Origin of the sequence: Streptomyces ipomoeae 91-03, from assembly GCF_000317595.1 — a bacterium.
In the GTDB taxonomy this organism is placed as follows: domain Bacteria; phylum Actinomycetota; class Actinomycetes; order Streptomycetales; family Streptomycetaceae; genus Streptomyces; species Streptomyces ipomoeae.
Map to the genome: position 1 here is coordinate 1 of NZ_AEJC01000610.1, position 9,597 is coordinate 9,597.

The 9,597-nt window shown below is 70.1% G+C and carries 8 protein-coding genes and 3 pseudogenes; 7 read left to right on the forward strand and 4 right to left on the reverse strand.

What is annotated here, in order from left to right; genetic code table 11:
* On the reverse strand, window positions 1–248 hold a 248-nt coding region (locus STRIP9103_RS52425; protein WP_234022415.1), incomplete at its 3' end, for a hypothetical protein.
* Window positions 249–327: 79 nt separating this feature from the next.
* On the opposite strand from STRIP9103_RS52425, the gene STRIP9103_RS39080 reads away from it, so the two are divergent.
* The 4 genes from STRIP9103_RS39080 to STRIP9103_RS39095 all read left to right on the forward strand — a co-directional run bounded on the left by STRIP9103_RS39080 (window position 328) and on the right by STRIP9103_RS39095 (window position 5,141).
* A complete protein-coding gene (locus tag STRIP9103_RS39080; RefSeq protein WP_009336903.1) occupies window positions 328–1,128 on the forward strand; it encodes an MIP/aquaporin family protein in 801 nt (266 codons plus the stop codon).
* An 85-nt stretch (window positions 1,129–1,213) separates the two neighbouring features.
* On the forward strand, window positions 1,214–2,752 hold the full coding sequence (gene glpK, locus STRIP9103_RS39085) for a glycerol kinase GlpK (protein WP_009336900.1): 1,539 nt from the start codon (window positions 1,214–1,216) through the stop codon (window positions 2,750–2,752).
* Between the two features lie 96 nt (window positions 2,753–2,848).
* Window positions 2,849–4,465 carry a glycerol-3-phosphate dehydrogenase/oxidase gene (locus tag STRIP9103_RS39090; RefSeq protein ID WP_009336905.1) on the forward strand — a complete coding sequence of 539 codons (1,617 nt, stop codon included), beginning with the start codon at window positions 2,849–2,851 and terminating at the stop codon, window positions 4,463–4,465.
* A gap of 115 nt (window positions 4,466–4,580) precedes the next feature.
* Window positions 4,581–5,141 carry an SMI1/KNR4 family protein gene (locus STRIP9103_RS39095; protein ID WP_009336910.1) on the forward strand — a complete coding sequence of 187 codons (561 nt, stop codon included), beginning with the start codon at window positions 4,581–4,583 and terminating at the stop codon, window positions 5,139–5,141.
* Here STRIP9103_RS39095 and STRIP9103_RS52430 read toward each other — a convergent pair.
* Window positions 5,097–5,459: pseudogene (locus STRIP9103_RS52430) on the reverse strand (S-methyl-5-thioribose kinase); the annotation flags it as partial. The gene STRIP9103_RS39095 and the pseudogene STRIP9103_RS52430 overlap by 45 nt on opposite strands.
* Here STRIP9103_RS52430 and STRIP9103_RS47725 point away from each other — a divergent pair.
* A pseudogene (locus tag STRIP9103_RS47725) lies at window positions 5,458–5,601 on the forward strand (methylthioribulose-1-phosphate dehydratase); the annotation flags it as partial. The pseudogenes STRIP9103_RS52430 and STRIP9103_RS47725 overlap by 2 nt on opposite strands.
* Here STRIP9103_RS47725 and STRIP9103_RS52435 read toward each other — a convergent pair.
* Window positions 5,601–6,026 (reverse strand): annotated as a pseudogene (locus STRIP9103_RS52435) (S-methyl-5-thioribose-1-phosphate isomerase); the annotation flags it as partial. The pseudogenes STRIP9103_RS47725 and STRIP9103_RS52435 overlap by 1 nt on opposite strands.
* Window positions 6,027–6,258: 232 nt before the next feature.
* Between STRIP9103_RS52435 and STRIP9103_RS39105 the strand changes: the two are divergent.
* Both STRIP9103_RS39105 and STRIP9103_RS39110 read left to right on the forward strand, forming a co-directional pair.
* Window positions 6,259–6,930, forward strand: a complete 672-nt coding sequence (locus STRIP9103_RS39105) for a FadR/GntR family transcriptional regulator (protein ID WP_009336896.1) — start codon at window positions 6,259–6,261, stop codon at window positions 6,928–6,930.
* A 198-nt stretch (window positions 6,931–7,128) separates the two neighbouring features.
* Entirely contained in the window at window positions 7,129–8,169 is a 1,041-nt protein-coding gene (locus STRIP9103_RS39110) for a PAC2 family protein (protein ID WP_009336897.1), read from the forward strand.
* A 231-nt stretch (window positions 8,170–8,400) separates the two neighbouring features.
* Here the strand turns inward: STRIP9103_RS39110 and STRIP9103_RS39115 are convergent, their stop codons facing one another.
* A complete protein-coding gene (locus STRIP9103_RS39115) occupies window positions 8,401–9,387 on the reverse strand; it encodes an SMP-30/gluconolactonase/LRE family protein (RefSeq protein WP_009336907.1) in 987 nt (328 codons plus the stop codon).
* Window positions 9,388–9,597 lie beyond the last annotated feature (210 nt).

A 9,597-nucleotide genomic window follows, 5' to 3' on the forward strand; every position in this document is an offset into this window, starting at 1 on the left:
GCCCTCGTCGCATCCGCGGTCTTCTTCACACCCGCGGTCTTCGCCGTATCGGCGGCCCTCGTCGTATCCGCGGCCTTCATCCGCGTCCCCGCGCGGGCACCCATGGTCCGCGCGGGCACCCATGGCAGCCGTCTCAAGATCGATGAGCCGGTTCGATCAATAACGATCGTGCTTTCGACAACACAACTCTTGACGCGCCTGAGACGCCAGAGCCAGACTCCCGTCCATCGGTCGACATTGTCGAACACCTACCGGCAATACGCGCTAGAGTGTGACAACGCCAAGGGCCGAACTCTTTCCCCTGGACGAAGGACAAAGGAGTCGCGGGTGTCCAGCTCCGACATCTTCATCGGCGAGACCATCGGTACCGCCATACTCATCCTGCTCGGCGGTGGCGTGTGCGCCGCCGTCACGCTGAAGGCCTCCAAGGCCCGTAACGCCGGTTGGCTCGCCATCACCTTCGGGTGGGGTTTTGCCGTTCTGACGGCCGTCTACACCTCCGCGCCGCTCTCCGGCGCCCATCTGAACCCGGCCGTGACCCTGGCGCTCGCGCTCAAGGAGAACGGGATCGAGTGGAGCCAGGTCCCCACCTACTGGGGCGGGCAGCTGCTCGGCGCGATGATCGGCGCCTCCCTGGTCTGGGTCGCCTACTACGGCCAGTTCCACGCCCACCTCACCGACAAGGAGATCGTCGGCGGTCCGGGCGCGGAGACCACCAAGGCCAAGGCCGTCGAGGCCCGGGAGAAGGGCGCCGGCCCCGTGCTCGGCATCTTCTCCACCGGCCCGGAGATCCGGAACGCGGCGCAGAACATCGCCACCGAGATCATCGGTACCGTCGTGCTCGTCCTGGCCGTCCTCACCCAGGGCCTGAACGACAGCGGCAAGGGTCTCGGCACCCTCGGTGCCCTGATCACCTCCCTCGTGGTCGTCTCCATCGGTCTCTCGCTCGGCGGCCCGACCGGTTACGCGATCAACCCGGCCCGTGACCTCGGTCCGCGTATCGTCCACGCCCTGCTCCCCCTGCCCAACAAGGGCGGCTCCGACTGGGGCTACGCCTGGATACCGGTGGCCGGTCCGCTGATCGGCGCCGCCGTCGCCGCAGGCATCTACAACGTCGCATTCGCTTGAGAGCGCCCGAGCCGCACATCCACGAAACGCTCAGCACGCGCCGTACGTACAGCCCGTTGACCAGTTGAACCTTCAGGAGCACACCGTGACCGACGCCCACACCGCCGGACCGTTCATCGCCGCGATCGACCAGGGCACCACCTCCAGCCGCTGCATCGTCTTCGACCGGGACGGCCGTATCGTCTCCGTCGACCAGAAGGAACACGAGCAGATCTTCCCGAAGCCGGGCTGGGTCGAGCACAACGCCACCGAGATCTGGACGAACGTCCAGGAGGTCGTCGCGGGTGCCATCGAGAAGGCCGGCATCACCCGTGACGACATCAAGGCCATCGGCATCACCAACCAGCGCGAGACCACGCTGCTCTGGGACAAGAACACCGGTGAGCCCGTCCACAACGCCATCGTCTGGCAGGACACCCGCACCGACGCGCTCTGCAAGGAGCTCGGCCGCAACGTCGGGCAGGACCGTTTCCGCCGTGAGACCGGTCTTCCCCTCGCCTCCTACTTCGCCGGTCCGAAGGCCCGCTGGCTGCTGGACAACGTCGAGGGCCTGCGCGAGCGCGCCGAGGCCGGCGACATCCTCTTCGGCACGATGGACAGCTGGGTCATCTGGAACCTGACGGGCGGTGTCAACGGCGGCCACCACGTCACCGACGTCACCAACGCCTCCCGCACCCTCCTGATGAACCTGCACACCCTGCAGTGGGACCCGAAGATCGCCGAGTCCATCGGCGTTCCGCTGTCGATGCTGCCGGAGATCCGCTCCTCCGCCGAGGTGTACGGCGAGATCACCGGCGGCAAGCTGGGCGACCTGCTCGGCGGCATCCCGGTCGCCTCGGCGCTCGGTGACCAGCAGGCGGCCCTGTTCGGCCAGACCTGTTTCGCCGAGGGCGAGGCCAAGTCCACGTACGGCACCGGCACGTTCATGCTGATGAACACCGGCGAGAAGATCATCAACTCGTACTCGGGTCTGCTGACGACCGTCGGCTACCGCATCGGTGACGAGAAGCCGGTCTACGCCCTGGAGGGCTCGATCGCCGTCACCGGTTCGCTGGTGCAGTGGATGCGCGATCAGATGGGGCTCATCTCCACCGCCGCCGAGATCGAGACGCTCGCCCTCTCGGTCGAGGACAACGGCGGCGCCTACTTCGTGCCGGCCTTCTCCGGTCTGTTCGCCCCCTACTGGCGCTCCGACGCCCGCGGTGTGATCGCCGGTCTCACCCGGTACGTCACCAAGGCGCACCTCGCGCGTGCCGTCCTGGAGGCCACCGCCTGGCAGACCCGTGAGATCACCGACGCCATGACGAAGGACTCGGGCGTCGAGCTCGCGGCCCTCAAGGTCGACGGCGGCATGACCTCCAACAACCTGCTGATGCAGACCCTCTCGGACTTCCTGGACGCCCCCGTGGTGCGCCCGATGGTCGCCGAGACCACCTGCCTCGGCGCCGCCTACGCCGCCGGTCTCGCCGTCGGCTTCTGGACCAGCACCGACGACCTGCGCGCCAACTGGCGGCGGGCCGCCGAGTGGACCCCCCGCATGGACGCGGAGACCCGCGACCGTGAGTACAAGAGCTGGCTCAAGGCCGTCGAGCGGACCATGGGCTGGATCGAAGACGAGCACTGACGAGAGCTGAGCAATGCGCCGGGAGCTCCCACCGGCTCCCCGCCCAGCTCTGACGCGAGCTCCGACACGAGCTCTGATGAGGAGTAAGAACCCGACATGACCAGTCAGTCCACCCTGCAAGCCCTGCCTGCCCTGGGTACACGCCCGGCAGGCGGCTCCACCCCGAGCCGAGCCGAGACCCGGGAGCAGCTCGCCAAGGCGTCGTACGACCTCCTCGTGATCGGCGGCGGCATCCTGGGCATCTCCACCGCCTGGCACGCCGCGCAGTCCGGGCTCAGGGTGGCGCTGGTCGACGCCGGTGACTTCGCCGGCGCCACCTCCTCCGCCTCCTCCAAGCTGCTCCACGGCGGTCTGCGCTATCTGCAGACCGGCGCGGTGAAGCTGGTGGCGGAGAACCACTTCGAACGCCGCGCGGTCTCCCGCCAGGTGGCCCCCCATCTGGCGAATCCGCTCACGTTCTACCTGCCCGTGTACAAGGGCGGGCCGCACGGCGCGGCGAAGCTCGGGGCGGGCGTCTTCGCCTACTCCGCGCTGTCGGCCTTCGGCGACGGCGTGGGTCACCTCCTGTCGCCCGCCAAGGCCGCGCAGGACGTGCCCGAGCTGCGTACCGAGAACCTCAAGGCCGTGGCCGTGTACGGCGACGACCAGATGAACGACTCCCGGATGGCCCTGATGACGGTCCGCGCCGCCGTCGACTCCGGGGCGGTCGTCCTCAACCACGCCGAGGTCACCGGCCTGCGCTTCACCAAGGGCCGGGTCACGGGCGCCGAGTTGCGCGACCGGCTCTCCGGCGACGAGTTCGGGGTCGACGCCCGGCTGGTGCTGAACGCGACCGGGCCGTGGGTCGACCACCTGCGGCGCATGGAGGACCCGAAGGCGGCCCCGTCCATACGTCTGTCCAAGGGCGCGCACCTGGTCCTGAAGCGGACGTCCCCGTGGAAGGCCGCGCTCGCCACCCCCATCGACAAGTACCGCATCACCTTCGCCCTCCCCTGGGAGGACATGCTGCTCCTCGGCACGACCGACGAGGTGTACGAGGGTGACCCGGCCGAGGTCGCCGTCAACGACAAGGACATGGCCCAGATCCTGGACGAGGCCGCGTTCTCCGTCCGGGACCAGCAGCTCGGCCGTGACCTCATCACCTATGCCTTCGCGGGTCTGCGGGTGCTGCCGGGCGGGCCCGGGGACACGGCCAAGGCCAAGCGCGAGACGGTCGTCACCGAGGGCCGGAGCGGCATGCTGTCGGTGGCCGGCGGCAAGTGGACGACCTTCCGGCACATCGGCCGCACGATCATGCGGAAGCTCCAGACGCTGCCCGGCCGGCCGCTCGGCGAGGACTTCGAGCCGGTCTCCACGCTGCCGAAGAAGCTGCCGCTGCCGGGGGTCGCCAACCCGCGCGCCGTGGCCCACCGCCTCCTGATCGACCGCCCGGCCCCCGGCCCCCGCATGGGCGCCGACACCGCCAAGCACCTGGCCACGCACTACGGTTCGCTGGCGTTCGACATCGCCCGCCTCGCCAACGAGAACCCGGAGCTGGGCGAGCGCGTCCACCCCGACGCCCCCGAGATCTGGGCGCAGGTCGTCTACGCCCGCGACACCGAGTGGGCCGAGACGGTCGACGACGTCCTCCGCCGCCGTACGACGCTGACGATCCGGGGCCTGGCCACGGACGAGGTGCGTGCGAAGGTCCAGGACCTGCTCGACAAGAAGTAGGCCGTACGACGCGAGACAAGCACGCCGTACGACGTGAGGAGGGGGCGGCTCTCCACCGAGGGGGCCGCCCCCTTTCGTGTGCCCGGTTGTCGGTGCCGGGTGTTTTCATGAACCCATGAACATCGATCGGGCCGATCCCAGTGAGTTGGCCGCCCTGCGCGAGGTGTTCGCCGTGGACGACGGCGGCGCCTCCGCGCTCGGCTGGGAGGCGGTGCACGCGTTCGAGGCGGAGCACGGGGTGGTGCTGCCGGAGCCGTATCGGACGTTCGTCGCGGAGATATCCGACGGGTCGTTCCAGGGGCCGCCGGAGTACGGGCTCGTGGGGCTGGCCGAACTGCCCGACGACTGGCACGACGACGGCGAGGCACGGGATCTGAGCGAGCCCTTCCCGCTCACGGCGCCCTGGCATTGGGAAACGGACGACGGCCCGTACGAGGACCCGGACACCGTGATCGGCCGGGTCCTCGACCACGGTTCGATCGTGCTCGGTACGGACGGGTGCGCCATGAACTGGCATCTCGTCGTCACCGGCCCCCACCGCGGGCACATCTGGCACGTCACCGATGTGGGCGCCCTGCCCTTCGGCAGGGAGTTCGGATACACGAGCGCCGCACCCGGCTTCGCCGGCTGGGTCGCGCACTGGGCGGCCGGGAAGGAGTGGTTCGACGCGGAGTGACGCCGCTCGGCGGGACGCCGGTACCGGGTCCTCCGGCGTCGTCAGGTCGGTGAGGTGGGCGAAGCCGATGATGCGGCGGATGATCTCCGTGCCGGCGAAGCCGAGGGATTCCGTCCAGACGCGGTGGAGGAAGCGGTCGAGACAGGCGTCGTCGAAGAAGGTGTCGACGCGGGTCGGCCACAGGTGGCGGAACTCCGTTTCGAACGCCTCCCAGGAGAGGCCGAGTTGGCCGGCGTGGTCGGAGAGGGCGCCGAGGGCGCGGGCTCGTTCTGCCGAGACCAGGGTGTTGGCCCAGTACAGGCCGGAGTCGAAGCCGATGGAGGAGGCGGGCGCCGTACTGGCCGCCGAGTCGGCCCGCTTCGCCTCGTCCGGGTGGATGCGAGGGACGTCGGGCAACCTGCCGGTGGTCCTGTCCCGGGATCCGCTGCGGCCGGCGGTCACCGCGAGCGGCCACGACAAGGCCTGGACGTAGTGGGGGATGCCCTCCTGGACCAACTCCGAGGCGGTGAGGCGGGATCCCTGGAGGATGGGGCGCGTCTCGTCGGCGCGGACGAGCTCAAGACGGCCCCGCGCGTGCAGCCCCCGGATCACCCCCACCATCAGGTTCACGGCGGTCGGCCGGGCCTCGCGGACTCGGGCGACCGCGGCGCGCACCTCGTCGGCCGACCAGCCCTCGCGCTCCCCCCGCAACAGCGCGAGCGCCACCCCGTACGCGCCCGCCGCCCCGATCGTCGGCGCACCGCGTACGACGAGGCGCTGGATGGCGGTGACCAGGGCGTCCACATCGCGGATCTCGATCGTCTCGGTGCGATGCGGAAGCGCGGTCTGGTCGATGAGCGCGAGGCTGCTTCCGGTCCAGTCGACGGCACGCAGCTCCTGGGACACAGCGGGGCACTCCTGGTGTTCCCAAGATGCCCGACACCGTGCATGACCTCGAAGAACCGTCGGGAGCCACTGTTCGAGCCCCGTATCTGTTCGAGACCCGTATCACCGCCCGCCACTCCCCCGACCGCCCTCGCCGAGGCCTCGACCTCGGCCGACCTGGAGGCTTTCGCCTGGTAGAGCCCCCATAATGGCCTGAGACATCGGATGTCTGAACGACAGGGAGGGCCCCGCCATGGCAGTGACCGACGAGGCGATCGAGAAGATCAAAGGCATGATCGTCTCCGGTGCGCTGCGCCCCGGCGACCGCCTCCCCAAGGAGAGCGAGCTGGCCGCCGATCTCGGACTGTCCCGCAACTCCCTGCGCGAGGCGGTACGCGCCCTGTCGCTGATCCGCATCCTCGACGTACGGCAGGGCGACGGCACGTACGTCACCAGCCTGGACCCCCAACTCCTGCTGGAGGCCCTGAGCTTCGTCGTCGACTTCCACCGCGACGACACGGTCCTGGAGTTCCTCGCCGTCCGCCGCATCCTGGAACCGGCGGCCACGGCCATGGCCGCGCTGCGCATCAGCGAGCAGCAACTGGACGCGCTGAGCGCCCAGTTGGACAAACTCGGCACCGAGCCGTCGGTGGAGGAACTGGTCGCCTGCGACCTGGAGTTCCACAAGGGCATCGTGCAGAGCTCCGGGAACTCCGTCCTCTGCTCCCTCCTGGACGGCCTGTCCGGCCCCACCACCCGCGCCCGCATCTGGCGCGGCCTCACGCAGGAGGACGCCGTCAGCCGCACCCTCCACGAACACCGGGCCATCCTCACCGCCCTGCGCGACCGCGACGCGGAGGCGGCCAGGTCGTGGGCGACGGTCCACATCGCGAGCGTGGAGCAGTGGCTGCGGTCGTCACTGTGACGTGTCAGCGCCCCGCACCGTGACGTGTCAGTGCCCCGCGTGAAGTTGATCACTCACAGCTCGGCGGGCTGAGGGGTGTTCAAGGGGGACCGGCGGGGCAGTGTCCGTTCACTCCCCCGTGCAAGGGGGCTGCGGAGGCCCCCTGGGCACGCCGTAAGGTTGGGGCGTACGCGAGGGCACGTCGGAAGGAGGCGCTGGGTGATCGAGCTGGAGGGGGTTCCCGAGCTGATCGACCCAGTCATGGTGGCCGCGTTCGAAGGCTGGAACGACGCCGGCGACGCCGCCTCCACCGCGGTCGCGCATCTGGACAGGGAATGGAAGGGCGAGGTGTTCGCGGCGCTGGACGCCGAGGACTACTACGACTTCCAGGTGAACCGACCCACGGTGTGGCTGGACAACGGCGTACGGAAGATCACCTGGCCGACGACAAGGTTGTCGGTCGTCCGGGTCGGCGGCGAGAAGCCCCGTGATCTCGTACTGGTCCGAGGCATAGAGCCGTCGATGCGGTGGCGCTCGTTCTGCAACGAGCTGCTGGGCTTCGCGCACGAGCTGGGTGTCGAGCTCGTCGTCATCCTCGGCGCACTGCTCGGTGACACCCCGCACACACGTCCGGTGCCGGTCAGCGGTGTCACGTCCGATCCGGATCTGGCGCGGCGGTTGGATCTGGAGGAGACCAAGTACGAGGGCCCCACGGGCATCGTCGGCATCCTCCAGGAGGCGTGCACCCACGCGGGCGTCCCGGCCGTCTCGCTCTGGGCCGCCGTCCCGCACTATGTGTCGCAGCCACCGAACCCGAAGGCCACGCTCGCCCTCCTGAACCGTCTGGAGGACCTGATCGACGTACGCATTCCGTTGGGCGAGCTGCCCGAGGACGCGCGTGCGTGGCAGGTGGGCGTGGATCAGCTGGCCGCGGAGGACAGCGAGGTCGCCGAGTACGTCCAGACGCTGGAGGAGGCCCGGGACACGGCCGAGCTGCCGGAGGCGTCCGGGGAGGCGATCGCTCGGGAGTTCGAGCGGTATCTGCGGAGGCGTGACGGCGGGGGCCCCACGGGTCCGGCGGCCGGCGGGCACGCCACGGCCGATGGGGGCGACGTCGGGTCCGGGCCGGCCGGTAGTGCCGGTACTTGGAACCTGCGTGACACCCCCGGAGGTCGTACGCGACCGCCCAAGCCTCCCCGGCCGGAAGCCAATCCGGAGGTCAATCCGGAGGTCGACGGCGAGGATTCCTCGGAGGACTGAGCGGAGGCGCGCCGCGTCGGCACCCAGGTCCGCCGGCTTGGCGCCGCGCGGTCACCGCGGGTCCGTCGTGACTGGTTGACTGATGGGCGCGGTTGGTCGTCGTGACCGGTCGCGGCGGCGGGTCGTCGTGGCTGGTCGCGCCCGCGCGGCGAAGCCTCATGCGGAGCCGCATGGTGACGCAGCCCCGCGCCCCTTGGCGGCGCGGGGACCGTCAGCGGTTGTGAGGAGCCCTCAGCGCTCCACGGCCACCACCGCGTACGCCGTGTCCGGCGTCGGCGTCGTGGTGAAGCGGGCGTTGGGCAGGTACAGCCTGCCCTGGTACGCGGCCACCGTCGTCGGGACGTCGAAGCCCGCGTCCGTGATCCGGTTCTCGAAGACACCGCGGCTGCCGTCGGCGGCGAGTCGGAAGACGTCGATCGCGTTCTGGCGGTTCTGTACGACGTAGAGGCGCCGTCCGAGGAGGAGCAGGCCGTCGCCGTTGGTGAGGGGGGCCGCGTCGCCGAGGTCGACGTACTTGGTGACGCCGGTTGCGGGGTCGACGCGGTGCAGGCCGCCCGCACCGGACTGGACCACCAGCAGGGCCTTGCCGTCGGGGGTCCGGGTGATGCCGTTGGCGTTGACGACCTCGCCGGGCGTCTGGGTCCAGTCTCCGCTGAGGGTGACCGTCACCACGTCGTCCGCGTCCGGCAACTGGCCGCGACGGCCGAGCGGGAGGGCGTAGAGGGCAGGCTGGAACGAGTCGGTGAACCAGGCGGCGCGCTGGGTCAGGAAGACATCGTTGGCAAAGGTCGGCGTCTTCGTGGTGAGCACGTACGACGCGAGGATCGCGCCGGTGCGTACGTCCACCACGCGGGCACCCTGACCGCGCCCGGCGACGAACAGCCGCCCCCGTCCGTCGAGTTTGAGCCCGACGGAGGGCGTGCCGGGGCCCGCGGAGATGATGCCGCCCTGCCCGGTGCGCAGGTCGGCGCGGTAGATCGAGCCGTCGCCGAGGGAGCCCAGGTAGGCGTACGGGCCGCCGCCGATGGTGATGCCCTCGGGGCGGAAGCCGTTGGGCAGCGGGATGATGCCCGGCCAGGTCTTCTCGGACGCCTCGACGGCTTGTGTCTGTGCCCGTGCCTGCGACCCGACGAGCAGTGCGCCTGCGGTGGCGGCCGACGTCGCGAGCAGTCTGCGCCGACTGATGTGACGTGCGGAGGAGGAGAGCGGGGGAGCCACTGTTCGTCCCTTCCACGCGGAGACCGGCAGCCGGCCGGTCCGGCTTTCAACTGACGCTGACACCTCATCACATGCCGAGGGCCCCCGCAGCCCCTCGACATTCGACCGACAGGCCCTTGACAGCCTCACGACAGCTTCCGGCCGGACGGCGGCGTGACATCCGCTGCCGCACGCCCGGGCAGTGTGCGCGCCCCCCGATTCCCTTTGTTT